Source organism: Motiliproteus sp., from assembly GCF_965230735.1.
In the GTDB taxonomy this organism is placed as follows: Bacteria; Pseudomonadota; Gammaproteobacteria; order Pseudomonadales; family Balneatricaceae; genus Motiliproteus.
In genome coordinates this window covers 3,033,397-3,059,086 of record NZ_OZ246016.1, presented here as the reverse complement: position 1 = coordinate 3,059,086, position 25,690 = coordinate 3,033,397, and the positions used below count along the sequence as shown (strand labels likewise).

At 56.4% G+C, this 25,690-nt stretch carries 26 protein-coding genes and 2 tRNA genes; 23 read left to right on the top strand and 5 right to left on the bottom strand.

Annotated features, from left to right (window positions below):
- The first annotated feature begins 24 nt into the window (after positions 1-24).
- The 16 genes from lon to ACO05M_RS14000 all read left to right on the top strand — a co-directional run bounded on the left by lon (position 25) and on the right by ACO05M_RS14000 (position 13,598).
- Entirely contained in the window at positions 25-2,448 is a 2,424-nt protein-coding gene (gene lon, locus ACO05M_RS14075; RefSeq protein WP_421864105.1) for an endopeptidase La, read from the top strand.
- Positions 2,449-2,582: 134 nt separating this feature from the next.
- Positions 2,583-2,855: an HU family DNA-binding protein gene (locus ACO05M_RS14070; RefSeq protein WP_114693828.1), complete on the top strand. Its 273-nt coding sequence runs from the start codon at positions 2,583-2,585 to the stop codon at positions 2,853-2,855.
- Between the two features lie 46 nt (positions 2,856-2,901).
- Positions 2,902-2,978, top strand: a tRNA-Asp gene (locus ACO05M_RS14065).
- Positions 2,979-3,090: 112 nt separating this feature from the next.
- On the top strand, positions 3,091-4,965 hold the full coding sequence (locus ACO05M_RS14060) for a SurA N-terminal domain-containing protein (protein ID WP_421864102.1): 1,875 nt from the start codon (positions 3,091-3,093) through the stop codon (positions 4,963-4,965).
- A 69-nt stretch (positions 4,966-5,034) separates the two neighbouring features.
- Positions 5,035-5,559, top strand: coding sequence for a crossover junction endodeoxyribonuclease RuvC (gene ruvC / locus ACO05M_RS14055; protein ID WP_421864100.1), 525 nt, complete (start codon positions 5,035-5,037; stop codon positions 5,557-5,559).
- A gap of 17 nt (positions 5,560-5,576) precedes the next feature.
- A complete protein-coding gene (gene ruvA, locus ACO05M_RS14050) occupies positions 5,577-6,188 on the top strand; it encodes a Holliday junction branch migration protein RuvA (RefSeq protein ID WP_421864097.1) in 612 nt (203 codons plus the stop codon).
- Positions 6,189-6,307: 119 nt separating this feature from the next.
- Positions 6,308-7,330 (top strand): Holliday junction branch migration DNA helicase RuvB, encoded by a 1,023-nt coding sequence (gene ruvB, locus ACO05M_RS14045; RefSeq protein WP_421864094.1) that lies wholly within the window; start codon positions 6,308-6,310, stop codon positions 7,328-7,330.
- On the top strand, positions 7,323-7,751 hold the full coding sequence (ybgC, locus tag ACO05M_RS14040) for a tol-pal system-associated acyl-CoA thioesterase (RefSeq protein ID WP_421864091.1): 429 nt from the start codon (positions 7,323-7,325) through the stop codon (positions 7,749-7,751). Before ruvB ends, ybgC begins: the two co-directional genes overlap by 8 nt.
- 45 nt (positions 7,752-7,796) lie before the next feature.
- Complete coding sequence (gene tolQ / locus ACO05M_RS14035; RefSeq protein WP_114693834.1) at positions 7,797-8,465, top strand: protein TolQ; 669 nt, start codon at positions 7,797-7,799, stop codon at positions 8,463-8,465.
- Between the two features lie 10 nt (positions 8,466-8,475).
- On the top strand, positions 8,476-8,892 hold the full coding sequence (gene tolR, locus ACO05M_RS14030; protein ID WP_421864089.1) for a protein TolR: 417 nt from the start codon (positions 8,476-8,478) through the stop codon (positions 8,890-8,892).
- 2 nt (positions 8,893-8,894) lie between these two features.
- A complete protein-coding gene (locus ACO05M_RS14025; protein WP_421864086.1) occupies positions 8,895-9,866 on the top strand; it encodes an energy transducer TonB in 972 nt (323 codons plus the stop codon).
- 22 nt (positions 9,867-9,888) lie between these two features.
- Positions 9,889-11,184 (top strand): Tol-Pal system beta propeller repeat protein TolB, encoded by a 1,296-nt coding sequence (gene tolB, locus ACO05M_RS14020; protein ID WP_421864083.1) that lies wholly within the window; start codon positions 9,889-9,891, stop codon positions 11,182-11,184.
- 84 nt (positions 11,185-11,268) lie between these two features.
- On the top strand, positions 11,269-11,814 hold the full coding sequence (gene pal / locus ACO05M_RS14015) for a peptidoglycan-associated lipoprotein Pal (RefSeq protein WP_421864081.1): 546 nt from the start codon (positions 11,269-11,271) through the stop codon (positions 11,812-11,814).
- A 15-nt stretch (positions 11,815-11,829) separates the two neighbouring features.
- A complete protein-coding gene (gene ybgF, locus ACO05M_RS14010) occupies positions 11,830-12,702 on the top strand; it encodes a tol-pal system protein YbgF (protein WP_421864078.1) in 873 nt (290 codons plus the stop codon).
- 60 nt (positions 12,703-12,762) lie between these two features.
- The gene (gene queC, locus ACO05M_RS14005; protein WP_421864075.1) at positions 12,763-13,467 is read left to right on the top strand and encodes a 7-cyano-7-deazaguanine synthase QueC; all 705 of its coding nucleotides are present in this window, start codon (positions 12,763-12,765) and stop codon (positions 13,465-13,467) included.
- Positions 13,468-13,522: 55 nt separating this feature from the next.
- Positions 13,523-13,598: transfer RNA gene (locus tag ACO05M_RS14000), tRNA-Lys, on the top strand.
- 62 nt (positions 13,599-13,660) lie between these two features.
- Here the strand turns inward: ACO05M_RS14000 and ACO05M_RS13995 are convergent.
- The 3 genes from ACO05M_RS13995 to ACO05M_RS13985 all read right to left on the bottom strand — a co-directional run bounded on the left by ACO05M_RS13995 (position 13,661) and on the right by ACO05M_RS13985 (position 16,539).
- Positions 13,661-14,761: a cytochrome-c peroxidase gene (locus ACO05M_RS13995; protein WP_421864073.1), complete on the bottom strand. Its 1,101-nt coding sequence runs from the start codon at positions 14,759-14,761 to the stop codon at positions 13,661-13,663.
- 323 nt (positions 14,762-15,084) lie between these two features.
- Positions 15,085-15,804, bottom strand: coding sequence for a cysteine hydrolase (locus ACO05M_RS13990; RefSeq protein ID WP_421864070.1), 720 nt, complete (start codon positions 15,802-15,804; stop codon positions 15,085-15,087).
- Positions 15,805-15,897: 93 nt separating this feature from the next.
- The gene (locus ACO05M_RS13985; protein WP_421864067.1) at positions 15,898-16,539 is read right to left on the bottom strand and encodes a Crp/Fnr family transcriptional regulator; all 642 of its coding nucleotides are present in this window, start codon (positions 16,537-16,539) and stop codon (positions 15,898-15,900) included.
- A gap of 358 nt (positions 16,540-16,897) precedes the next feature.
- Here ACO05M_RS13985 and nadA point away from each other — a divergent pair, with 358 nt between their 5' ends.
- Positions 16,898-17,965, top strand: coding sequence for a quinolinate synthase NadA (gene nadA, locus ACO05M_RS13980; RefSeq protein ID WP_421864064.1), 1,068 nt, complete (start codon positions 16,898-16,900; stop codon positions 17,963-17,965).
- A 57-nt stretch (positions 17,966-18,022) separates the two neighbouring features.
- Here the strand turns inward: nadA and ACO05M_RS13975 are convergent, their stop codons facing one another.
- Positions 18,023-19,492, bottom strand: coding sequence for a M48 family metalloprotease (locus tag ACO05M_RS13975; RefSeq protein WP_421864061.1), 1,470 nt, complete (start codon positions 19,490-19,492; stop codon positions 18,023-18,025).
- A gap of 192 nt (positions 19,493-19,684) precedes the next feature.
- Between ACO05M_RS13975 and ACO05M_RS13970 the strand changes: the two genes are divergently transcribed.
- Positions 19,685-19,936 carry a sulfurtransferase TusA family protein gene (locus tag ACO05M_RS13970; protein ID WP_421864058.1) on the top strand — a complete coding sequence of 84 codons (252 nt, stop codon included), beginning with the start codon at positions 19,685-19,687 and terminating at the stop codon, positions 19,934-19,936.
- Between the two features lie 37 nt (positions 19,937-19,973).
- Entirely contained in the window at positions 19,974-21,068 is a 1,095-nt protein-coding gene (locus tag ACO05M_RS13965) for an AI-2E family transporter (RefSeq protein WP_421864056.1), read from the top strand.
- Between the two features lie 87 nt (positions 21,069-21,155).
- Here the strand turns inward: ACO05M_RS13965 and bcp are convergent, their stop codons facing one another.
- The gene (bcp, locus tag ACO05M_RS13960; RefSeq protein WP_421864053.1) at positions 21,156-21,611 is read right to left on the bottom strand and encodes a thioredoxin-dependent thiol peroxidase; all 456 of its coding nucleotides are present in this window, start codon (positions 21,609-21,611) and stop codon (positions 21,156-21,158) included.
- Positions 21,612-21,799: 188 nt separating this feature from the next.
- On the opposite strand from bcp, the gene dapA reads away from it, so the two are divergent.
- The 4 genes from dapA (at position 21,800) to ACO05M_RS13940 (ending at position 25,619) form a co-directional block, all read left to right on the top strand.
- Positions 21,800-22,675 (top strand): 4-hydroxy-tetrahydrodipicolinate synthase, encoded by an 876-nt coding sequence (gene dapA, locus ACO05M_RS13955; RefSeq protein ID WP_421864050.1) that lies wholly within the window; start codon positions 21,800-21,802, stop codon positions 22,673-22,675.
- A 7-nt stretch (positions 22,676-22,682) separates the two neighbouring features.
- Complete coding sequence (gene bamC / locus ACO05M_RS13950; protein WP_421864047.1) at positions 22,683-24,059, top strand: outer membrane protein assembly factor BamC; 1,377 nt, start codon at positions 22,683-22,685, stop codon at positions 24,057-24,059.
- Positions 24,060-24,143: 84 nt separating this feature from the next.
- Positions 24,144-25,094: a 2-hydroxyacid dehydrogenase gene (locus tag ACO05M_RS13945; RefSeq protein WP_421864045.1), complete on the top strand. Its 951-nt coding sequence runs from the start codon at positions 24,144-24,146 to the stop codon at positions 25,092-25,094.
- 39 nt (positions 25,095-25,133) lie between these two features.
- Complete coding sequence (locus tag ACO05M_RS13940) at positions 25,134-25,619, top strand: nucleoside 2-deoxyribosyltransferase (RefSeq protein WP_421864043.1); 486 nt, start codon at positions 25,134-25,136, stop codon at positions 25,617-25,619.
- Positions 25,620-25,690: the final 71 nt, after the last annotated feature.

Genomic DNA, 25,690 nt, shown 5'->3' with positions numbered 1-25,690 from the left:
GTCATCATTCTAGAGGCGTTTGTTATGGATCTTGATCAGAATTCAACTACCTCATCCCAGCAGCTGCCGTTGTTGCCGTTGCGCGATGTGGTTGTCTATCCCCATATGGTTATTCCGCTGTTTGTCGGTCGGGATAAGTCAATCAATGCGCTTGAGTTGGCGATGGAGGGAGACAAGGAGATCCTGCTGGTTGCTCAGAAGAACGCCTCAGTGGATGAGCCGACCGAAGAGGATATTTTCTCCGTCGGTACCGTGGCCAATATTTTGCAACTGTTGAAGCTGCCGGACGGTACCGTCAAAGTGCTGGTTGAAGGCGCGTACCGAGCCAAGATCGATTCGGTGATCGATACCGAACAGCATTGGGTGGCGGATTACACCGAGCTGGAAGTGACCGAACTCGATGCCGAAGGTGATGTGTTCGTTCGTACCGTGCTGTCGCAATTCGAGCGCTATGTGCAGCTGAACAAGAAGATTCCTTCCGAGGTCTTGTCGTCACTGTCATCGATCGACAATCCGCTGCGCCTGGGCGATACCATTGCGGCCCATGTCACTGCCAAGCTGGATGAAAAGCAGCACCTGCTGGAAATGACCGATACCCGTGAACGCCTTGAGCGCTTGATGGCGCTGATGGAGTCAGAGATCGATCTGGTCAATGTCGAGAAGCGGATTCGTGGCCGGGTCAAGAAGCAGATGGAGAAGAGCCAGCGCGAATACTATCTGAACGAACAGATGAAGGCGATCCAGAAGGAGCTGGGTGACCTGGATGAGGCGGGGCCGAATGAGATCGAGCAGCTTCGTCAGAAGATTGATGACGTTGGTATGCCGAAAGAAGCCAAGGACAAGGCGATCAACGAATACAACAAACTGAAGATGATGTCGCCAATGTCGGCGGAGGCGACCGTAGTACGCTCCTATATCGACTGGATGGTCAGCCTGCCGTGGAAGAAGCGCTCCAAGGTGCGTCATGATTTGGCCCGTGCTGAAGAGGTGCTGGAAGCCGATCACTACGGCCTGGAAGAGGTCAAAGAGCGGATTCTCGAGTATTTGGCGGTCCAGCAGCGGGTGCGCAAGCTGAAGGGGCCGGTACTCTGTTTGGTCGGGCCTCCCGGGGTGGGTAAAACCTCGCTGGGGCAGTCGATCGCTCGGGCGACCAACCGGAAATATGTGCGTATGGCGCTGGGTGGGGTGCGTGATGAGGCGGAGATTCGCGGCCATCGTCGCACCTATATCGGCTCCATGCCGGGCAAACTGCTGCAGAAAATCTCCAAGGTGGGGGTGAAGAATCCGCTGTTCCTGCTCGATGAGATCGACAAAATGGGGATGGATCAGCGTGGTGATCCGGCTTCGGCGCTGCTTGAGGTGCTGGATCCGGAACAGAACCATACCTTTAACGATCATTACCTGGAGGTCGACTACGATCTGTCCGATGTGATGTTCGTCTGTACGTCGAACTCGATGAACATTCCCGGCCCGCTGCTGGATCGGATGGAGATCATTCGTATTCCCGGTTATACCGAGGATGAAAAGGTCAAGATCGCCGAGCGCTACCTGATTCCCAAGCAGCTCAAAACCAACGGCCTGAAAGAGGGCGAAGCCAGTCTGTCTGAGGATGCGGTGCGGGACCTGATTCGCTACTACACCCGTGAGGCAGGAGTTCGTGGGCTCGAGCGTGAAGTCGCTAAGATCCTGCGTAAGGTTGTCAAAGAGAAGTCGCTGAAGCAGCTGGGGGCTGAGCCCAAAGCGATCGAACCGGCGGATCTGGAGCACTACAGCGGTGTTCGCAAGTACAACTTCGGCGTGGCCGAGGAGAAAGATGTCGTCGGTCGGGTAACGGGGCTGGCTTGGACGCAGGTCGGTGGTGATATCCTGACCATCGAGTCGGCTGTGGTGCCGGGTAAGGGACGTCAGATTCATACCGGTTCGCTGGGTGATGTGATGAAGGAGTCGATCCAGGCGGCGTTGACGGTGGTTCGCAGCCGGGCCGTCAGTCTGGGTATTGAGCCTGATTTCCATGAGAAACAGGATGTTCATATCCATGTGCCCGAGGGGGCGACCCCGAAGGACGGTCCCAGTGCTGGTATCGGAATGTGCACGGCGCTGGTATCGGCGCTGACGGATATTCCGGTGCGCTCCGACGTGGCGATGACCGGTGAAATCACCCTGCGGGGGCAGGTTTTGCCAATCGGTGGCTTAAAAGAAAAGCTGCTGGCGGCTCACCGTGGTGGGATTAAAACGGTACTGATACCGGATGAGAATTTGCGGGATTTGAAAGAAATTCCGGACAACATCAAGCAAGAACTCGAAATTATCCCGGTAAAATGGATTGACGAGGTGTTGGCGATTGCTTTGGCTTATCAACCAAAACCGGCTAAAAGTCAATCTGAAAAAACGGTCTCGGAAGAGAAAAAAACAACTAAATCCGGCCCGGATCAAATCAGTACCCATTAGGCTGTAGCCCGCATATTTTCTTGGGTGCAGCGCTTGACACTCGTTTTGAGCAGTTGGTATAAAGTGCGTCGAGCTAGTCCTGTTGGGTATGGGTAAAGAAGAAAAAATTATACTTTCTTAGAAGGGGAATATAAGTGAATAAGTCTGAGTTGATTGATGCGATTGCGGCTTCAGCTGATCTGTCAAAAGCGTCTGCTGGTCGTGCTCTGGATGCAGCATTGGACGCTGTGACCGGTGCGCTGAAAGACGGCGACAGTGTTGCACTGGTTGGTTTCGGTACTTTCTCTGTTAAAGAGCGTGCTGCTCGCACTGGCCGTAACCCGCAAACCGGTAAGCCGATCGAAATCGCAGCAGCCAACGTTCCGACTTTCAAAGCCGGTAAGGCGCTGAAGGACGCGGTTAACTGATTGAGCTGTTGATGAGCCGTAGCCAGGTATCGGTTACGGCTGTTACGGAGCGGTAGTTCAGTTGGTTAGAATACCGGCCTGTCACGCCGGGGGTCGCGGGTTCGAGTCCCGTCCGTTCCGCCATTGAAAAGGCGCATCAGTTTGGATGCGCTTTTTTTATGAGTTTTACTACCCGATCGGAAACTGTCATTCCGATCGGTTCTTGCCATTAAGGTTTTGCCAGATAGAGGGCAACATGCTTCAGAATCTCAGAGAGAGTTCCCAGGGAATCATCGCCAAGATTATTGTTGGCTTTATTATCATCACCTTCGCGCTCTGGGGGGTGGACTCTCTGGTCGGCTTGGCGTCAGATCCCGGCGCGCCGATTACCGTCAATGATGTGGATATCAGTGAAGGCGAGATCATGAGCGGGGTTGAGTTGCAGCGTCGCCAACTGATCGCTCAGATGGGCTCTAGTGTTGACCCCAGCCTGCTGGAAGACAACTTGCTGCGCGCTGGTGTGATTGAGCGACTGATCGATCAATCGCTGCTGCTGCAGTCGGCCGATCGTAAAGGACTGGCTGTTGGTAAGCAGCAGCTTGACCAGATTATCGTCAATACACCGGATTTTCAGGTTGAGGGGCGTTTCGATCAGGATCAGTTCCGCGCCATGCTGCGCAACGCCGGGCTGACACCGATGATGTACCAGGATCTGCTCAGAAAAGAGATTCTGATGGGGCAGGAACGCCAAGCCATCGCCATGACGGCCTTTACGCTCGAGAGCGAAGCCCAGGCCGTGGCTGCAATCGACCGCCAGAGTCGGGACACCTACTACCGTATTCTGTCGCTTCAGGGTGCGCTGGCGCAGGTTTCGGTTGATGAGGCCGAGATCGAAGCCTATTACCGCGACAATCAGGCCGGATTTATGTCGGCTGAGCAGGTGTCGCTGGAGTATCTGGAACTGGATCGCTCGACTTTGGAAGCAGATGTGGCGCTGGATGAGGCCGCCTTGCAGACCCAGTACGATCAGCTGTTGGCCAACTTTGAAGCCAGTGAGGCCCGTGATGCGGCCCATATTCTGATTGCTACCAGCGATGAGCGCAGTGCCGAACAAGCTCGCGAGCTGGCCGACACGCTGAAGGCCGAGATTGACGCTGGTGCGGATTTTGCCGAACTGGCCCGTACCCGTTCCGACGATGCCGGATCTGCTGAAGAGGGCGGTGAGCTGGGCCTGGTCGAGAAAGGCGTGACGGTTTCCGAATTTGAGGATGCTTTGTTCGCGCTGCAGGCCGGCCAGGTGTCCGACCCGGTGGAAACAGAGTTTGGTTACCACCTGATCAAGCTTAACGCCATCGAAGAGGGTGAGCCGCCCCGTTTCGAAGAAGTTCGTGCCGAACTCGAAGCCGAGCAACGTGCCAGCAAAGCTGAAGCACGGTTTGTGGAACTGTCCGAGCAACTGGCTGACATCAGTTTCTCCGCCCCGGATCTGTTGGACCCGGCTGATCAGCTGAACCTGACCATCCAGACCACCGAACCGTTCAGCCGTGATGGCGGTTCCGATACGGTCACTCAGCATCCGCGTGTGCTGCAGCAGTCGTTCTCTGAAGAGGTGCTTAACAGCGGCCACAATTCGGAGTTGATCGAGTTGGGGAATGATCGTGTTGTGGTGATTCGGGTTAAGGAGCACCTGCCCGAGCGTGCTCAGGATCTGGCCGAAGTGAGCGAGCAGATCGCCGCGACATTGAAACAGCAGAAAGCCGATGCGCTATTGATGGAACAAGCCGAACAACAACTGGCTGACGCCAAGAACATGAGCGTCGGCCAGTTGGGTGAAGCCCCTTGGCAGCACTTGGCGGGCGTGTCTCGTTCAGAGGCCACGTTGGACGCACAGCTGATCAACACCCTGTTTGGCATGCCGAAGCCGCAGGACGGTCAATTGAGTTGGGATATCGCCAAGCTCGGCGATGGCGATGTGGCCGTGGTGGGTATCTCCGGCGTGACCCCTGGTGAGTCCCTCAACGGTGATGAGCTGAATGGGCTGCAGACCTTCCTCAGCAGTCGTAAGGGCCAGTCCGATTACGTGGATCTGCTCAGTAGCCTGAAGAACAGTGCCGAAATTGAGCGACGCTGATCAAGGCGGGTAAGTCCAAGGGAGCCGTATGGCTCCCTTTTTGATTGTCTGACAGGCGGCAGGAATGAAATGAGTGTAATTCTCGGCATCGATCCCGGTTCCCGCATCACCGGCTATGGCGTGATCAATGTGATCGGCTCGAAGCAGGAATATATCGCCAGCGGCTGCATCCGGATCAAGGGTGATCATCTGCCCGACCGACTGCAGCAGGTATTTGAGGGGGTTACCGAGCTGATCGCACTCTATACCCCACAGGAGATGGCGATCGAGCAGGTTTTTATGGCCAAAAATGCAGATTCGGCATTGAAGCTGGGCCAGGCTCGCGGCGCGGCGATTGTCGCGGGCGTCAACCAGGGGCTGGAAGTCTCTGAATACGCTGCCCGGGCGGTCAAGCAGGCGGTGGTCGGTAAGGGCTCTGCGGAAAAGGCCCAGGTCCAGCATATGGTCAGCTCGATCTTGAAACTTCCTGGGTTGCCGCAGGCCGATGCCGCCGATGCCCTGGCGATTGCACTCTGCCATGCCTATACCCAGCAGGGGCAAATCCGCTATGCCGGTGCCGGCCGGCGCAACCGAATTCGATCCCTCGAACCCTAACTGGAGAAGCTGAACAAATGATTGGACGCCTTCGTGGAACGCTGCTGGAGAAGACGCCACCCCAGGTCCTGGTGGATGTGCAGGGGGTCGGTTATGAAGTGGAAGCACCGATGAGTACCATCTTCGGGTTGCCGGAGCTTGGACAGCCGGTGGAGCTGCACACTCACTTTGTCGTGCGTGAGGATGCTCAGCTGCTGTACGGCTTCGCCACCAAGCAGGAGCGGGCTCTGTTCCGCACGTTGATCAAGGTTAACGGTGTTGGGCCAAAAATGGGGATCGCCATTCTGTCGGGCATCGGTGCCGATGACTTTGCCCGTTGCGTTAATCATGATGATACCGCGGCGCTGGTGAAGATTCCCGGCGTGGGTAAGAAAACGGCCGAGCGTCTTATCGTGGAGATGCGCGATAAGATGAAGGACTGGCTACCGGGCGGCGATATTTTCGCGCTGGTCGGAGGCAGCGCACCGCTGCCAAGCAATGATGCCGCCCTTGCCGAGGCGGAAAGTGCGTTGATTGCGCTGGGTTATAAGCCGGCCCAAGCCAGCAAAGCGGTAGCGCAAGCCCACAAGCAGCTCGGTGACGCCGATGCCGAAGCCTTGATCCGGCAGTCGTTGAAGGGGATGGTGTAACCGTTGTCATCCCGATCAGAGTCCGAATTCGGTGACGGGATTCGGGCTTGAGAACAGTGGGGTTTAATCCCTCAATCCATTATGATTCGGTCTGAAAAGTTTCCAGCGTCGAGTAATCAATGATTGAAGCCGATCGATTTATCGCTCCTCAACCCCAATCCCGGAATGAAGAAGTTCAGGATCGGGCGATACGGCCCCGCGCACTGACCGATTATGTCGGCCAGCCGCGTGTGCGTGAGCAGATGGAGATCTTTATCCCGGCGGCTCGCAACCGGTCCGAGGCGCTGGACCACACGCTGATCTTCGGGCCGCCCGGTCTGGGCAAAACAACCCTGGCCCATATCATCGCTAACGAGATGGGGGTTGATATCAAGTCGACCTCAGGTCCGGTGTTGGAAAAGGCCGGCGATCTGGCGGCGATGCTGACCAACTTGGAGCAGGGTGATGTGCTTTTTATCGATGAGATCCATCGACTTAGCCCTGCGGTTGAGGAGGTGCTCTATCCGGCGATGGAGGACTATCAACTCGATATCATGATTGGTGAAGGACCGGCGGCACGCTCGATCAAACTTGATCTGCCGCCCTTTACCCTGGTCGGCGCTACGACCCGGGCGGGTTTGCTGACCTCGCCGCTAAGGGATCGGTTCGGTATCGTGCAGCGGCTCGAGTTTTACAGCGTCGACGATCTGGTCAGTATTGTTACCCGCTCGGCCAAGCTGCTGGGGGTCGCCATTGACGAGGAGGGTGCTCGTGAAATCGCGCGCCGTTCTCGCGGAACGCCGCGTATCGCCAACCGCTTGCTGCGTCGGGCGCGCGATTATGCCGAGGTGAAGGCTGACGGCATGATCAATGGTCAATCGGCCGATCAGGCCCTGGATATGCTCAATGTCGATAGCCATGGGTTTGACCATATGGATCGGCGTTTGCTGTTGGCGATGATCGAGAAGTTTGACGGTGGACCGGTAGGCGTCGACAGCCTTGCCGCAGCGATCTCGGAAGAGCGTGACACCATCGAGGACGTGCTGGAGCCTTACCTGATTCAGCAGGGCTATATCATGCGCACACCACGGGGTCGGGTTTTGACGCGGTTGGCGTATCAGCATTTCGGCATGGAGTCGCTGCACCGAGGGCAGGATGACTGAGTCGGTCAGGCATCAATGCCGGGTCAGGGTCTATATCGAAGATACCGATACCGGTGGAATTGTCTATTACGTCAATTACTTAAAGTTTATGGAGCGGGCGCGAACCGAGCTGCTCAGAGAACTGGGCTTTGAACAACAGCGGATCAAACAGCAGGGTTGGTTGTTTGTCGTTCACAGTTTGGAAAGCCGTTATCGCCAGCCGGCGCGACTCGACGATGAACTTCTGATCAAAACCGGTATCCAACGCCAATCGAGGGCCAGCCTGGTATTCGATCAACAGCTGTTTCGAGCCTCAGACCAGCGGCTGCTCTGTGAGGCCCTGGTCAAAGTCGCGATGGTCGATTCAGAAACAATGAAGCCGGTATCGATACCTCCGCACCTGGCGCAACTGCTGGGGCGTTACCAACTTGCAACGGATTAAGCCGTCTCGGCGGCGATTGAGGAGAGCTTTTTCGTGGTAGAAAAAATGTCACTGTGGAGTCTGGTCTGGAATGCCAGCCTGGTGGTTCAGCTGGTGATGCTGGTGTTGGTGCTGGCATCGGTGCTGTCCTGGGTGATGATCTTCCAGCGCCGTGCGGTTCTGGCCGAAGCTCGCCGTTCGATTCGTGACTTCGAGGAGAAGTTCTGGTCCGGTGTCGACCTGAGCGTGCTGTTTCGAGAAGTGAACAATAACCCGAACCCCAACAGCGCCCTGGAGAACATCTTCCGCGCCGGGATCAAGGAGTTTACCCGTCTGCGGCAGCAGACCGATGCGGATCCGGATGCGGTGATGGACGGGGTTCAGCGCTCGATGCGGGTGGCGCTGTCCCGAGAAGAAGAGAAACTGGAGACCCACCTGCCTTTCCTGGCCACGGTGGGGTCGACCAGTCCCTATATCGGCCTGTTCGGCACCGTCTGGGGAATCATGAACTCGTTCCGTGGCCTCGCCAACGTACACCAGGCCACGCTGGCCAGCGTGGCACCGGGTATTTCCGAAGCACTGATCGCCACGGCCATCGGCCTGTTTGCGGCGATTCCGGCGGTTATTGCTTACAACCGTTACTCCTCCCGGGTCGAGACCCTGATGAACAGCTACGAGACCTTTGCTGAGGAGTTCTCCAGCATCCTGCACCGTCGTGTGCACGCCGGCGGCTGAGGCTTGAACGATGATTCGACGTCAAAAGCCCAAGCGTAAGCTCAATGCCGAAATCAATGTGGTGCCCTATATCGACGTGGTGATGGTGCTGCTGGTGGTGTTTATGATCACCGCGCCGATGCTGACCCAGGGGGTCGATGTGGAACTGCCCAAGGTCGGCGGAGAGCCGGTCGACAGCAAGGACAAAGAGCCCCTGATCGTGAGTGTGGATGCCCAGGGACAATACTACGTTGATGTGGGTGGGGATCCGTTGAAGCCGGTTGCGATGGACGTCGCGGTTGAGCGGGTAGGTAAGATCCTCGCCAGTAACCCGGCCAAGATGATTTTGGTCCGCGGTGATAAGAAGGTTTCCTACGAAAAAGTGGTCGAGTTGATGGCCGCACTACAGGCGGCCGGCGCTCCGGGTGTCGGGTTGGTTACCGAATAACGATGAAGCCCGGTTTGAACTCTCTTTCCAGCTATGTCATGCCGACGCTGATGGCGTTGTTGCTGCATGTCGGCATTGTGGCGCTGACGGCCAGTACCTGGTTTGAAACCAATGCTGATACTCAGCGTCTGGTTCCGCGTCATATCAAAGCCGAGCTGGTCGATCTTCGAAGCCAGAAACAGGCCGAAGAGGAAGCCCGCAAAAAGGCGGAAGACAAACGCCGGGCTGAGGCGAAGAAGAAGGTTGAAGCGAAGAAAAAAGCCGAAGCGAAGAAAAAGGCGGAGGCCAGGAAGAAGGCTGAAGCGAAAAAACGGGCTGAAGCAAAGCGTAAAGCCGAGCAGAAAAAGCAGGCTGAAGCGAAGAAAAAGGCCGAGGCCAAAAAACAGGCTGATGCAAAGCGTAAGGCCGAAGCCAAGCGCAAAGCGGACGCTGCCAAGAAGGCCGAAGCGGATCGTATCGCGTTAAAGAAAAAACGCGAAGCCGAGAAAAAAGCGGAACAAAAGCGTCAGGCCGAGGCCAAACGCAAAGCTGAAGAGCAGCGTCGTGCCGAACAGGCCAAGCGACAGCAACAGCTGGAAGAACAGGCGCGCCGGGAACAGCAGGCCCGAGAGGCTGCTGAGCGTGAGGCACAGGCCAGGGCCGAAGCCGAACGAGCCTGGATTGCCCGTGCGGCAGAATTGGTGAATTCGGCTGAAAGCGTTATCCGTGAAGGGATTCAGTCCCAGTGGCGCCGTCCTCCTTCGGCCCGCAACGGTATGGAGGCGCTGGTGCAGATCCGTCTACTGCCTACTGGTGAGGTGGATGATGCCTATGTCACCAAGTCCAGCGGCGATGACGCCTTCGATCGCAGCGTCGTGCAGGCGGTGTTGAAGGCCGAGCGTTTCCCGGAACTGCAAGATATCGATCCGATGGTGTTCGATCGATATTTGCGCCAGATAAATCTTAAGTTCCGGCCGGAAGATCTGCGGCTGTAGTCAATAAGAGGTGTTACCACAGGTGAAACAGTTACTTCGTTTAGGTGCCCTGGTCGGGCTGTTGCTTGCCTCCATGGCGCGAGCCGAACTGACGATAGAGATCACCCAGGGGGTCGATAAACCGACCCCGATCGCGGTAGCTCCGTTCGGTTGGCAGCAGCCCCAGGCGATCCCCGAAGATATTGCCGCGATCGTCGAAGCCGACCTGCATCGCAGCGGGCTGTTTGAGCCAATGGCGCGCCAGAATATGCTCAGTTTTCCGAGTGCGTCCAGCGAAGTCTATTTCCGGGACTGGCGTCAGGCGGCCCAGGAATACTTACTGATCGGCAATGTCGAGCCGCAAGCGGGAGATCGTTATCAGATCTCGTTCGAGCTCTTCGACATCCTCAAGGAACAGCGCCTTATCGGTGAAACCTTGTCCGGCAGTCGTCGCCAGCTTCGTCGCATGGCCCATACTATCGCCGATAAAGTTTATGAGAAGCTGACCGGCATTCCGGGGGCGTTTTCGACCCAGATCGTCTATGTCACCGCCCAGCGTTTCAGCCAGGATGACTACCGTTACCAGCTGCAGGTTGCCGACGCCGATGGTGCCAATCCGCGTCAGATTCTCGATTCCCGCGAGCCGATCCTGTCTCCCTCCTGGTCTCGGGACGGTAAAAAGCTGGCCTATGTGTCGTTCGAAACCGGTCGGCCTGCGATCTACATTCAAAACTTGGCCACCGGCGCGCGTGAAAAAGTGACCGGGTTTCGGGGGCTTAATGGCGCTCCGGCCTGGTCTCCCGACGGTCGTACCCTGGCGTTAACCCTGTCGAAGGATGGAAATCCGGAGATCTATACGCTGGATATCGCGACGCGAAAACTGACTCGAATCACCAAGCATTACGGCATCGATACCGAGCCGACCTGGTCGGCCGACGGTCGTTCGATCATCTTTACCTCCAATCGGGGCGGGCAGCCGCAGATCTACCAGAAAGAGCTGGCCACCGGCTGGATTGAGCGACTGACCTTCGATGGGGATTACAACGCCAAGGCTCACCTGACTCAGGATGGTCGCCATCTGGTGATGGTCCACCGTGAACGGGGTGTGTTCAATATCGCGGTGCAGGATCTGAAAACCGGACGGCTTGATGTTCTCAGTCAAACCTCGCTGGATGAATCGCCCAGTATCGCGCCCAATGGCAGCATGGTGATCTATGCCACCAAGCAGGCCGGCAAAGAGGTGCTGGCGGTTGTGTCCCTGGATGGGCAGGTAAAATACAAACTGCCGTCAAAACAAGGTAATGTGCGTGAACCTTCGTGGTCACCGTACCTGCAATAGGGCGGCATTGTCGGCTTGCAATAGTTGGGTTGAAGCAGTAACTTAGCCCCAAACATTTCTGTACAAAGAATTAGGAGCATACTCATGCGCGTTGGAAACTTCACAAAAGCTGTCGCGGTAGCCGCTACTGTTGCTTGGATGGCCGGCTGTAGCACCACGGATACGACTTCCGACAGCGGTGAAACTATGGATAAGGGCAGCCAGCAGCAGGATTCTGCCAGCTCCTCAGGTACAGGCTCTGACGGTCAGATGCAAAGCGGTCAGATGGCTGACAAGATGGGTAAAGACGCCATCGCCAATCTGCAGACCGTGTTCTACTTCGATTTCGATAAAGCGGTTGTTCGCCCGGTTGGTTTTGAAGACCTGAGCGCACACGCCAAGTACCTGGCTGATAACCCCAGCGCCCGTGTCGTTCTTGAAGGCCACGCCGATGAGCGCGGTACCCGCGAGTACAACATTGCACTGGGTGAGCGTCGTGCTAAAGCCGTCAGCCGTTTCCTGACCGTTCAGGGTGCTGCCAGCGAGCAGATTGAAGTGGTTAGCTACGGTGAAGAGCGTCCCGCCGACACCGGTAGCAACGAAGCTGCGTGGAGTAAGAACCGTCGCGTTGAGCTGAAGTACAGCCGCTAATCACGATTGAAATCCATGATTCGATCGACTGTCACGCCGGCAGCTTTGCTGCTGGCGTTTGTTCCGATGTTGTCACAGGCCGTCGATGGCGTGCCGGTGGAAGATCGTAACGGAACCGGATCGCGTTCTGCGGCTCCGGCCTTGTCTCAGCCCCAACCTTCGGCCACGACCCAGCCTGCGGCTATTGCAGCACCGGCCAGTGCCGTGTCAGCCAATGCCCAATTGCTGATGATGCTTGAGCAATTGCAGGAAGAGGTTCAGTACCTTCGTGGTCAGGTTGAGCAGCAACAGCATCAAATCAGAAGAATGCAGACCGATCAGCGTGATCGTTATCGTGACCTTGATCGTCGAATCACCCGGCTTAATCAGCAGCCGGTAATGACGCCCGGCAGTTCACTGCCCCCGGCACTGCCCTCGACATTACCCGCAGCAGGAAGCGATACCAGCGTTACGGCGCCCGAACCTGCATCGGCCAGTACCGATTCGGCCGGAACCAGTCCGTCGGGTGTTTCAGACGCGCAGGCCTATAAAGAAGCCTTTGCGTTGGTACGCGGCAATAATTTCGACGCTGCATTGGGCGCATTCGAGCGTTTCCTACAGCAATATCCGCAGAGTACTTTGACCGCCAATGTGCTGTACTGGACCGGCGAGGTCCATCGTGCCAAGCCTCGCCCCGAACCGCAGCTGGCCAGTCAGGCATACCAGCAGCTGATCGAGCGTTTCCCGGACCATTCCAAAGCGTCCGATGCTCTCTATAAACTGGGCCTGTCCCAGCAGGAACTGGGGCGTGCTGCAGAGGCTAAAGCGAGTATGCAGCGGGTGATTTCGCAATTTCCCGACAGCTCTTCGGCCAATCTGGCCCGGGAATTCCTGAAGCAGCAGCGGTAAACCCTACTACGATACCTCCTTGTCAGGCCCTGATTGTCTCAGGGCTCTTTTCATACCCAATTGTTAGCGGACAGATCGATGTCAGAGCAAGCTAAAAAAGCTGTGGTGCTGCTTTCGGGCGGCCTTGATTCCTCAACTGTGCTGGCGATCGCCAAGCAGCAGGGTTATCAGTGTTATGCGTTGAGTTTTGACTACGGTCAGCGTTCGTTGGCCGAACTCAATGCGGCCTCTGCCGTTGCCAAACAGCTTGGCGCGGTTGAGCACAAGCTGGTTCGCTTCGATATGGGAGAGATCGGCGGATCGGCGTTAACCGATCACAGTATTTCTGTGCCGGAGCAGATGGAAGAGGGGGTGCCGGTGACTTACGTGCCGGCACGTAATACCGTGTTTCTTTCGATGGCGCTGGGGCTGGCCGAGGTGGTTGAAGCCGAGGCTATCTTTATCGGCGTCAATGCGGTGGACTATTCCGGCTACCCTGACTGTCGGCCGGCATTTATCGACGCTTTCCAGTCGATGGCCAATCTCGCCACCAAGGCGGGCGTTGAAGGACGGGAGATTCGAATTGAAACCCCGTTGATGACGCTGACCAAGGCGCAGATTATTGAACAGGGTGTGGCGGCCGGGTTGGATTACGCGCTGACGGTGTCCTGCTACCAGGCCGACGAGCAGGGGCAGGCCTGTCGGGTCTGCGACAGCTGTCGACTGCGGGCGCAGGGGTTCAGTGATGCCGGGATCGACGATCCGACCCGGTATCAACACGGGTGATTCGTTGTCCAAGGCTTGAAATTTAGTGATTGGGCGGTATGATAGCGCCCGCGTTGGGTCGTTAGCTCAGTTGGTAGAGCAGTTGGCTTTTAACCAATTGGTCACAGGTTCGAATCCTGTACGACCCACCAATCCTCTCAAGGCTGTATGTTGACAGCTTTTTTGGCCGTTCGGCTGCTCTACGCTGGTCCAGTTATTTCTCTAATTTTTGCTGTACGGTCTCGGCGTTGATTTGTCCCTTGGGTAATTGCCCGGTCAAGCTCTGTAGAAAAGCTGCGATGTCGCGGATATCAGCATCGCTAAGGGCTGCATTGTCCAGGCTGGTGAACCGCTGCTGATCTTGAGACCAGCGGATGCTGTTCCGACTGGCGGGATCGTTGCTCAGGGTGCGCCCGAGCTGGGTAACGGCCATGATCCTGACCGCCTCTTCCAGATTGTCGACGCTGCCGTTGTGAAAGTAGGGGGCGGTCTTACTGACATTTCTCAGCGATGGCACCCGCCAAACTCCGCTACTCAGTGGTTCAGCCTGTGTCGCAGCACCTCTGTCTTCGATCAGCCGGTATTGGGCTTGATAGCTGGTGTCTATCGCGGCAGGAAACAACCTTAAGCCGTTGCTGACATCGATAAGGCTGGCGTTGCTGAAATTGGGGCCGGAATGACAAAGCACACAACCGACTGACTCGAACAGTGCCATGCCCCGAATTTGCTGCGGACTTAGGGCCGATTCGTCGCCGTCGACAAAACGGTCGTAGGCGGCGTTTGGTGTAATTAGAGTACGTTCGTAAGAGGCAATCGCTTTGGCGATATTATCAATGCTGATCTGCGGCTGCTGTGGGAATGCTTGGCGGAACAGCGTCGCGTAGGATGGATCGTTGCTGACACGCTCGACGACGGCGTTCAAACTGGGCATTCCCATCTCCAGGGGATTGATCAAGGGACCCAACGCCTGTTGCTCTAAGGAGCCGGCCCGACCGTCCCAGAACAGCTGCCGTTGAAAGGCGGCATTTAATACCGTTGGCGAATTCCTGCTGCCGCGCTGATTCGCAATCCCGCTCGAGACTCTCTGGTTATCGGCGCCATAGGCACTGTCAGTCAGCTGGTGACAGGAGGCGCAGGCGATACTGCCGTCGATGGAGAGCCGTTTATCGAAGAACAACTTGCGACCCAACTTTACTTTGGCTGTCGTGGTACGGTTGTCCGGCGGTTCGGGGGCGCTATTCGGCAGGGCCTGCCACCGGTAGCGCTGGGTTGATGGACGGGAAACCGGCGCTCGCGTAGCAACTGCTGGGGTCAAAGCCGCCGTCAGAGGCGTTGATCTGGCCAGAGCGTGCGGGCTTGGGTCGGTGGGCGAGGGTGGGAAACTGTTGAACCAGAGAACAGCTGCCAGTTTAAGCATCAGCATAACGATGGCCATGCTGACCAGGGCCACCGACATACCCAGGTTTAAGCGGTCGGACGCTGAACACTTTCTCAGGCATCTTTTACACAGGTGTGACAGTCGTCGAGCAAGGGCTGCGCTCAGCGGTAAGCTAATGAGTAGGGACATGATCTGATCGTCGAGACGGGTTGGCAGGGTTAGAGGCGTGCAGGACTCGAGCAAGTCCTGCACGACTTCGGTCAGGGGCTGATCAGCTCGACCGCTTCGGTTGTGCTGATGACGGCATTGGCGATCATGCCGTAGTTCGTCAGCGCCGCCTGATAGGCCGCTTCGCCGGGTGCTCCGACGGCATCCTTGATCATCACAACGCGGAATCCGTTCTCTACCAGCTCGCGCAGATGTGAGTCGGTACAGAGGTTTGCCGCCATTCCGCCGAGCAGTACGGTCTGGATACCTCGTTTTCTTAATTGCAGCACCAGGTCGTTTGACTCAGGGCCGTAGACCTTGTGGGGACTGCTGATCACGGTTTTTCCGTCATAGATGTATTTCTTGTAGGGCTCGTAAAAGTCAGCGCCCGAGCCGTTGAACTCGCTCCCATCGGTTACCGAGGTTCGCTTGAACATGCCGATATCGTTAATGGTTTGCTGTAGCGCGCCGCGATCTTTCCAGTGATCGTCATGGGGAAAATACCAGTGCGGACTGACAAAAACGGGTAGCTCTACCTCTTTGGCGGCTTGGAAAAGACTCGCGATATTATCGATGGTGCCCAATCGGTTCAGGTTGTCTTTCACCAGGCCGTAGGCGGCTCCTCCTTCCTTAAGAAAATCATTTTGAGGGTCGGTGATCAGCAGCGCGGTGCTGGTGTGATCAAGCACCAACGGATCAGGCTGATCGGCCAGTACAGTGGCTGTTAGAGTAAAGCCCAGTGCCAGGGCGGCGAGTCGGGATAGAGGTTTCATAGTGTTCTCCTATAGGCTGGAGAGTCGACTATAAAAACCCCGGTCGTGGCTGTATGTGAGTCAGGTCACAGAGCGTTGGGCCCTTTGCCGGTGTCAGATTTGTGCCAGTTTGATGGGGTCGATCACCTTGATCCTGAGTCGGGAGAGTTCGATAAGGCCATCTTTTTCCAGTTTTTTCAGGTGCCTGGAGACAACTTCTCGGGCGGTACCGACCCGGGAAGCGATCTCCTGATGGCTGAGTCGAAGAACCCCGTTTTCCGGGCATGATCTGACCAGAAAACTGTTGATACGCTGATCAACCTCATAAACGGCGGTTTCTTCCAGGTTACCCATCAAGCCGAAGATGCAGTCGGACAGCTCGTTCAGGACATAGTCTCTAACCGTCGGGTCACAGTCGTACAGCCGGCGGAAAGTTGGCGCTGGAATCGCTCGAACCACCACCTGATCGCTTTCGACCGAGACCCAGGCCGGATAGACGGATTCTTTCAGCACGCAGTTGATGGATAGGATGCAGATCTCGCCGGCATCGAGCTGATAGATCGGCTTTTCATTACCGTTGCCGTCCATGGTGAAGATCCGTAAACGGCCCGACTCAACCAGATAGGCACCGCTGGTTTTCTGACCCTTATGTATGATCAGCTCACCCTGGTTGAATTGATGTTTGCCGGCGTGCTTGGCGATTTCTGCCACGGCATGGCTGGAGAGTTGCTTGAGCAAACGCGAGTTGATCAACATGCTGTTTACCGTCCTTGGTGGTGAACCAGGCTACATGGGCGTAGCGATATCCGATTGTTGTACAAGAGTCGAACAGCGTCGATGCTATCAGACCGCAGCGACAAAGCCATTCGGATTCTGAAGGGAGCGGCGACAAGGAGTGGCTTGATTTGGGTGTGCTTTGTGGCCGGGTCTGCTACGATGGCCAGCCTTACTGTTTCGGCGGGGCTCTTGGAGCGCGGAGGTTGGCCTCTATTCCCGACGCAACAGGCAACCATTATCACCAATCTCGCCGCTCTCTACCCGGCAAATGGAATCGATCCTGGCTGTGGTATAATCGACGATGTACCAATACCTATCGCGTTAACTTCCTACAATTATGCTGACAGACCAACAGATAGCTGAGCGTGTTCTGGTTCAGGAACATTTGGCCCATAGTTACAAACATGCCGACCTGAGTGTTGATCAGGTTGTCGATTATAAAAACCGGATTAAGCGGCTGCTCAAAGAGCAGGATGCCTGCTTGGTCGCACACTATTACTGCGATCCATTGTTGCAGGAGCTGGCTGAAGAAACCGGCGGATGTGTCGCCGACTCGCTGGAGATGGCTCGTTTCGGTAATGAACACCCCGCCAGCACGCTGGTGGTTGCCGGGGTCCGTTTCATGGGAGAGACGGCCAAGATCCTGAATCCGGAAAAGCGTGTGTTGATGCCGACGCTGGAGGCGACCTGTTCGCTCGATATCGGTTGTCCGATCGAAGAGTTCTCCGCCTTCTGTGATGCCCATCCGGACCACAAAGTTGTGGTTTATGCCAACACCTCGACCGCCGTCAAAGCCCGTGCCGACTGGGTGGTCACCTCCAGCTGCGCCCTGGAAATTGTTGAGCACCTGGTCGATCAGGGTGAGAAGATTATCTGGGCACCCGATAAGCACCTGGGTGGCTATATCCAGGATCAGACCGGTGCTGAGATGTTGATGTGGGACGGCTCCTGCATCGTGCATGAAGAGTTCAAGGCCAAGGGCTTGAAAGAGCTGTTGAATGTTTATCCGGACGCGGCCATTCTGGTGCATCCGGAGTCACCGGCTTCGATGGTGGAGATGGCCGACTGTGTCGGCTCAACCAGTCAGTTGATTGCCGCGGCCAAGACCATGCCCAATCCGGATTTTATCGTAGCCACCGATCGCGGCATTTTCTACAAGATGCAGCAGGCGGCGCCGGGTAAGAACTTTATCGAAGCGCCGACCGCCGGTAGCGGTGCCACCTGCCGCAGCTGTGCCCATTGTCCCTGGATGGCGATGAACGAGCTGGATAATCTGGCCGAAGTGCTGGAGACCGGCAGTCAGGAGATCCATGTCGACAGTGAGCTGCGTGAACGGGCGTTGGTACCGCTGCGCCGGATGCTGGATTTCTCCGCCAGTTTGAAAGCAGCCCAAGCCGGCCGCTGAGCTGGGATCGATAGCGCTAAAACCGATGTCTGACGGCATCGGTTTTTTTATGGGTGGTTAAAAATCCATATCCTTCTTTAGCTGCTCGGCATCTTTGATTCGCTGCTCGACCCGGAGCCGTTCATGCTCGCTCAGATCGGGTTGTTTGAGGGCCAGTTCCAGGTGTTGCCTGGCTTTTGGCAGTGCCCCCTTAAGTAGAAAGTACTCCGCCCTCGCCAGGTGAACGCCTTTGATATCGTTATTGAGTCCGTAGGCCTCGGCCAGCTCGTACCAAAGCTGAATATCATTCGGCTCAATCCGGCTCTGATTCTCCAGCAGTGCAACGACTTCCGCCTGTCGATTCAGCTGGTGCAGTGCTTGGGCCAGCTGCATGGTGATCGGATGGTTCTGCGGGTAGACGTCCAACAGTTGCTGTAGGGTCGCAACCGCCTGCTCGGCTTGCTGTGCCTTGATCCAGAGTTCGGTCTGCAGCAGGCGAAGCGTCAACTCATTCGGGTGCTGATCGAGCAGCTGATCGATCTGTTGCTGGGCCTCTTCATAGCGCTGGCTTCGAAGCGCACTCAGGGCGATGCCGTAGCGGACCGACTCGGCCTGTTGACCGGCAGCCAACGCATCCTGGTAGCGCTTATAGGCGACATTGTTGTCGCCGATGGATAGGACCTGAACGCGCGTGCGGATCAGTTGGTAGCGCAAGCTGTTGATCACACCGCCCCGGGGCAGCTGGGATGAGCGGTTCAGGGCGTCGGCGATACGGGATTCGGTGACCGGGTGGGTCAGCAGAAATTCCGGCGGTTTTCGGCCCAGATTGGCGATCGAGCGCTGCAGTTGCGAAAACATCCTCGGCATCGACTCCGGCTCGTAACCGGCATCGACCAGGACCTGCATGCCAACCCGGTCAGCTTCCTGCTCGTTGCTGCGGCTGTACGCCAGTCGGCGTTCGATATCGGCAGCCTGGCCGCCGATGATGGCGGCAGCACCGGCCTGTCCGTCGGTCGTGGCCAATAGCAGGATGCCCGCCAGCGTGGTGGCCAGGCGTACCGGCAGGCTTCGCTGGTCTTCAGCAAGCCCCTGGGCGTAATGGCGTTGACTCAGGTGCGACAGTTCGTGGGCCAGTACCGAGGCGAATTCGCTTTCGGTCCCAGCATAGAGAAATAGTCCTGAATTAACTCCGATCACGCCGCCGGGAACGGCAAAGGCGTTAAGGTTGTTGTTGGCGACCACCACCAGGGTCAGCCGTCGATCCTGCAACGGGCTGTACACGGCCAGGCGTTGCAGCAGTTCCTGAACAAAGCTGACCGTTAACGGATCGTCCAGCAGAGGGGCCTGGGCGCGCAGAACTCTTACCCAGGCGTTTCCCAGTCGACGTTCTTCTTCCAGGGTGACGACGGCTGAGCTGGAGTCGCCGAGCAGCGGTAGCTGGTTGGCATGCAGGTTGATTGGCGGCAGGCCAAGCAGCAGGCATAACGCCAGCGCGGAGGGGAAACGACGGCGGGGTTTGCTGATGGATAAAGGCGTAATACGGCTCATAGCTGGGCTGAGTATTCCTTATGGGTCCCGTTAACACGGAGTTCGGTTTGTCTTGTCGATCTGTGTATCCGGCTCTGGTCGTGCCAACGTAGGGTATGTCACCCAGGACTATATGTTATATAGTCGCTTGGTTTTGCAATAAGTTTCCTGCCGGACCCGAGTTCCGGCAACTATACCTTCGGGAGTTGGTCCATGTCAGGTGAAGTTGGTCAACAAGATCAATCAGTTCAGGTTTTGGATGCCAGCGGTCTTAGCTGCCCGCTACCGCTGCTCAAAGCCAAACAGGCTTTGAATCGCTTAAACAGTGGTGAGTTGCTGAGGGTGATCGCGACTGATGCCGGTTCGGTACGGGACTTTAAGGCGTTTACCGACCAGTCTGGCGACAAACTGCTGGAATCCCTAGAACAGGGTGGCAGTTATATCTATCTGATCGAGAAAGCTTGAGGTTGCTGGTGAGGTTTATCTACATAGGAGTGTCCGGATGCTGAAGGTGCTGAATAGCTGGGTTGAGCGTTATTTCAGCGACGAGGAAGCGATCCTGCTGTTTGTGTTTCTGGTCGGATCGCTGCTGATTATTCTGACCTTCGGCAGCATGTTGGCACCGGTGTTTGCCGGACTGATCATCGCGTTTCTGATGCAGGGCTTGGTGCAGCAGTGTAAGCAGAAACTGTCGATGTCTCACAACCTGGCGGTGACCTTGGTATTTATTGCCTTTATCAGTGCCTTTATGGCGTTGCTGCTGGTGGTTATTCCCCATACCTGGCGTCAGTTGGCCAGTCTGCTGAATGAGTTGCCGGGGATGCTGCAGAAAGGTCAGGCCCTGCTGATGCTGTTGCCGGAAAAGTACCCGGATCTGATCTCGGTTCATCACATCTCGGTGCTGTCGGAACAGGTCGGCGCGGAGATTGGCAAGATGGGACAGGCGGTGCTCAGCTCATCGGTGAATTCAATCGCCAATGTGGTGCAGATACTGATCTATCTGGTGCTGGTACCGATACTGGTGTTCTTCTTTATGAAGGATGGGGGGCTGATTCTGCGCTGGATCACCTCGTTTTTGCCTAAGAAGCGCAAGATTCTGGATCAGGTGGGTAGCGAGATGGATATCCAGATCGCTAACTATGTACGCGGCAAGGTTGTTGAAATTATCGTGGTTGGCGCGGTCAGCTATGTGGCCTTTATCCTGCTGGATCTGAACTATGCCGCGCTGCTGGCTCTGATGGTGGGGCTGTCCGTGGTAATCCCCTATATCGGGGCGGCGGTCGTGACCATCCCGGTGGCGATGATTGCGTTCTTTCAATGGGGTTGGACCAACGAGTTTTTCTACCTGATGCTGGCATACGGCATTATCCAGGCTCTCGATGGCAATGTGCTGGTACCGCTGCTGTTTTCCGAAGCGGTCAATCTCCACCCGGTCGCCATCATCGTGGCGGTTCTGGTCTTTGGTGGTCTCTGGGGACTCTGGGGGGTGTTCTTTGCGATCCCGCTGGCGACCCTGATCAAAGCGGTGATGAACGCTTGGCCGCAACAGCAAGAACAGGCGTTTGCTCCTATCTCCGATGCTGAGACCGGCGAATAACTACCGCTGTCGCGCCAGTGGATAGATTTGTCTGTTGAGAAGCGACTGGGCCCTTACCCTAAGGTTTGGGCCCATTTTTTGATCGTGTTACTGCTCGCCTAAGATCTGGGCGCTGTGTTCCTTGGTTTTGACTTTGCTGATGATCTCGGCAAGGTTGCCTTCTTCATCGATGATAAAGGTGGTTCTCACCGTTCCCATATATTCACGGCCCATAAACTTTTTCAGTTGCCAGGTGTCGTAAAGCTCGTGAACCTGCTTGTCCTCGTCGGCGATCAAGGTGAACGGCAGTTCGTTCTTGGCGATAAAGTTTTGATGCCGCTTGGGTGAATCGGTGCTGACCCCAAGAACGACATAACCGGCTTCGATTAGCTGGGCATGGTTATCACGCAGGTTGCAGGCCTGGGCCGTGCAGCCGGGGGTGGAGTCCTTCGGATAGAAGTAGAGAACGACCTTCTTGCCCTTAAACTGGGAGAGGCTCACCGGCTCCCCGTTCTGATCAATAGCATTAAAATCCGGGGCGGGTTGACCTACAGCAACGGCCATATCGGTTCTCCTTAATCTGAAGCTGGGTATTAGGGGTCAGAGGCAGGAAAAATGTTGTGTTTATTTATTCCGCCGGTGGTTACGCTGACCGGGTTGCTTGGTTAGAATAGCAGGCTTGTTGTCTCCCCTGAACCATACAAATAATAGGTTTTTCAGGGGTATGAACGATTTTGATATGGAGGCATTTAATGATTAAGGGCAGTTTGGTTGCTTTGGTTACCCCGATGGAGACCTCAGGTGAGGTGGATTGGGAAGGCCTGGATAAACTGATCGATCTCCATATCAATTCCGGCACCCACGGTATCGTAGCGGTGGGCACCACCGGTGAGTCGGCTACGCTGGATTGCGATGAGCACTGTAAGGTGATCAAGCATGTGGTTGACCGTGTTGCCGGCCGTATTGCCGTCATCGCCGGTACCGGGGCCAACGCCACCACCGAAGCGATCGAGCTGACCCGGGCTGCCAAAGAGGCGGGCGCCGACGCTTGTCTGTTGGTTACACCCTACTACAATAAGCCGACCCAGGAAGGCCTGTACCAACATTTCAAAGCGATTGCCGAGGCAGTCGATGTTGACCAGATTCTATACAATGTCCCAGGCCGTACCGCCTGCGATATGTTGCCCGAGACCGTTCTTCGGTTGGCTGAGATTCCGAACATTATCGGCATCAAGGAGGCTACCGGCGATCTGGATCGTGCCAAGCAGTTGGCGGAGCAGTTGCCGGCGGATTTCGCCCTCTATTCCGGTGACGACGCGACCGCGTTGGAACTGATACTGCTGGGTGGTCATGGCGATATCTCGGTGACCGCTAATGTTGCACCGGCGGCAATGGCGCAGATGTGTGAGCTGGCGTTGAATGGTGAGGCTGAGCAGGCCCGGGCGATCAACCGTCGTATCGATCACCTGCACCGTGATCTGTTTGTCGAAGCCAATCCAATCCCGGTTAAGTGGGCGTTGCACGAGATGGGGCTGATTCAGGAAGGCATTCGTCTGCCGCTGACGCCGCTGTCGGAAAAGTACCGAGGCTTTATTCGTGAAAGCCTGAAAGCTGCCGAACTGGTGTGATCGGCTTATGCATAGCCTCAATCGAGTAGTCCTGGCAGCTTCGGTCCTTGCCTTGAGTGGTTGTGAAGCCCTGACCAATAACTTTCTCTACGGTGGGGAGGACGCGGTAATCCGCGACCGTGGTCAGGACTACGAACAGTCCGAAATCGCTCCACCACTGGTGGTTCCGTCCCATCTGGACTCAGAGAAGATCAAGAACACGCTGGAAATTCCGGATATCGGTACCGCCGCCATCGAGTCCGATCAGGAGTTTGAGATTCCCAGACCGGACTTCTTTATTGCCGAGGCCGGTAACGAGAAGGTCAACCTGTCCCGGGAAGGTCAAGAACGACTGATCGTAGTCAACGAGCCGATCAATCAGGTCTGGACCAAGGTGCAGGACTTCTGGAGCTATAACGATCAGCCGATCGCGGTGTCCGATCCCCGACAGGGGATGATGGAGACCGCCTGGATCGATAGCGGTGGTGAAGAGCCGGGCTTTTTCTCCAGAATGGTGGCGCGGCTAACCTTTAGTGATGTTGAAGAAGGTCCAACCCGCGACAAGCTTCGGGTTTACTTGCGTCCGGATGCTGAAGATCAGGGCAAGACCTCCATTCGATTGGATCATCTTCGAGCCAGTACCAAAGCGTCTGACGAAACCGTCGATTGGTCGGCGAAGAGCAAAAGTGTCAGCTACCAGTCCGAAGTGATGTACGACCTGCTGCATTACCTGAGCAAGAATACCATCGAAGCCACCGCCAGCGCTGAACGGGCGCGGCAGGCCCAGAAGGGGCAGGTATTTATCGGGCGTGATTCCCGCGGCAAGCCGGTGTTGAAGATGACGGTACCGGTCGATCAGGCCTGGACGATGCTGGAAAGCTCATTGTTGTCGGCTGATGTAGATGTCGGCTCGTTCGATCGTAATCTTGGCAAGTACTACATCACCTATAGCTCCTCGGCACCGTTGGTGGATGAGGACGAAGATGAGGTCGGATTCTTGGACTGGCTGCACGGTGATCGTGAAGATATCAAGATCAGTTCGGAAGTTTTGGCCGGTGCGTTAGGGGCTGAGAAAGATCCCAATGAGGGTCCCCGTTACAGCTCTAAGCCGGAAGTTGATCTGGCCGATAATCCCGACCTGGAGCAACAACGACTGGCGGCTAAGGATGGCTACAAGATCTGGCTCGGTGGACGCATTATCTATGTCTTTGACTCTGGCGAGCAGGGAGGTGACGTCGATCCGGAAACCGGTGAGCTGGTCTATACCGGCCGCTACCAGGTAGCAATGACCCGTCGCAGCAGCGGCATTTACGTGTCGCTCCTGACTGATGAAGGCTCGCCGGCGCCGGTGGGTGTGGCCGAAGAGCTGTTCTGGAAGCTACGGGACCAGATGCAGGTCAACTGATTTCGTTGAGAGACTAGGTTCTGCAAGCCCGCGACTTTGATAGCTGCGGGCTTTTTTTTGTGAGTTGGACATTGGAGACGGGCGATGAAGGCGGTTTTTTTAGATCAGGGGAGTTTGGATCGGTCTGATCTTGACCTTTCGGCGATCGCCGCTCAGGTTGACGAGCTGATGCTGTTTGATCGAACTCAGCCGAGCGAGGTGGCGGCACGCCTGGCCGGGGTGCAGATCGCTATTGTCAACAAGGTGGTGCTGGATGCTGCGCTGATCGAATCCCTGCCGAATCTGAAGTTGATCTGTATCGCGGCCACCGGGACCAACAATGTCGACCTGCAAGCGGCGGCTAAGCAGGGTGTGGTGGTCAGCAACTGTCAGGGCTATGGAACTGCTTCGGTGGTGCAGCACACCCTGTGCCTGATGCTGGCATTGGCGACTCGGTTGCCGGACTATTCTGCCGCCGTGCAGCGCGGCGACTGGGGGCGGAGTGAGCAGTTCTGTCTGCTTGATTTTCCGATCATGGAGCTGGCGGGTAAAACCCTGGGTATCGTCGGTTACGGCGAACTGGGCCAGGGCGTGGCGCGGATTGCCGAGGCACTGGGGATGGAGGTGTTGATCGCCGCACGGCCCGGTACGGTGCCCGCTGAGGGGCGCTTGGCATTGGAGCAACTGTTGCCTCGGGTTGATCTGCTCAGCCTGCACTGTCCACTGACCGATCAGAGCCGTCATCTGATCGACAGCCGGGCGCTGGCGCTGATGAAGCCGGGCGCCTTGTTGATCAACGCCGCCCGTGGTGGAATCGTCGACGAGCCGGCGCTGGCGCAGGCATTGAAGTCTGGTCACCTGGGAGGAGCGGCGATGGATGTCTTGTCCCAGGAGCCACCGCGGGATGGCAATGTGCTGCTGGACCCGGATATCCCCAATCTGATTCTGACGCCGCATAGCGCCTGGGGAAGCCAAGAGGCGCGGCAGCGGATCGTGGAGCAGATCGGTGAGAATATCGAAGCCTTTATACAGTCGGCTCCGATACGAGCGGTCTGAGTTCTCAGGGGCGAGTCAACCGTGGTTTAGGGAGAGGATATGGCGATCAAGGTTTATTTGGCCGGGCCCTTAGGCTTCTCAGAGGCGGGCAGGCTGTTTCACTATCAGTGCTTGATTCCGTCGTTGGAGCGGTTGGACCTGGTTCCGGTTGATCCGTGGACCCTTGGTGATACCAGCGAGTTGCAGGCCGCGTTGGCGTTGCCGGATCTGAATCAGCAGCGCTTGCAGCTGGCGCAGATTAATCGGCAGATCGGAGCGACCAATACCGAGGCCATCGATGGTTGTGACTGGATACTGGCAAACCTGGACGGGGTTGATGTTGATTCCGGCACAGCGGCGGAGATTGGCTATGGCTTTGCCAACGGCAAGCGAATCTTTGGTTACCGTGGGGACTTTCGCCTGAGTTGTGACAACTTAGGCGGGCGGGTCAATCTGCAGGTCGAGTACTTTATCCAAGCCAGTGGTGGGCTGATCGTCTCTGATCTGGAAAGCCTGTTGGCGGCATTGGAGAATGCCAAGGGTTGAGTTTGGCAGGCCGTCCAGCATCCCGATTCTCTTCTGCTCAAAACGAGAATAAAAAAAGCCCGGCGATTGCC